The organism is Mesorhizobium amorphae, from assembly GCF_014843845.1.
GTDB lineage: Bacteria > Pseudomonadota > Alphaproteobacteria > Rhizobiales > Rhizobiaceae > Mesorhizobium > Mesorhizobium amorphae_A.
In genome coordinates, this window is the sequence record NZ_JHQS01000079.1 from 1 (window position 1) to 417 (window position 417).

General features: G+C 58.5%; 1 pseudogene. It reads left to right on the plus strand.

The window, feature by feature from the left end:
• A pseudogene (locus tag DH08_RS35870) lies at positions 1 to 184 on the plus strand (M24 family metallopeptidase); the annotation flags it as partial.
• Between the last annotated feature and the right edge of the window lie 233 nt (positions 185 to 417).

Genomic DNA, 417 nt, shown 5'->3' on the forward strand with positions numbered 1-417 from the left:
TCTTCCAAACTCCGAGTGGGTCCTGGAAGAAGGAATGGTCTTCCATATGGTTACATCAGGCGAAGGCGTCGCCATCAGCGAGACCGTCCTGGTCGGTCCGAATGGTGGCGAAAGGTTGAGCAAGTTGGACCGCCGGCTATTTTCGAGCAATGAAAGCGTGAGATTAGCCAGCAACGCGGCTTGATGATCGTGTTTTTCAGCTGAGCCAGGTTACGCCGATCGCGCCGCAGTCTGCGGGCGCGCGATCGGTGTCGGAGCACGGCTGGACCGGCGTGTTGCTCATTCCTTAGTAGCAGGAAGCTCAACTACAACGCCGACGCCGTCGGCTGACGCGGGCGCTGCGAGAGACGTGGCAATATACGAACTGAATTTGACGCGAGCCGCCGGCGTCGGTCCAACAAGGCTCTGTTGAGAACA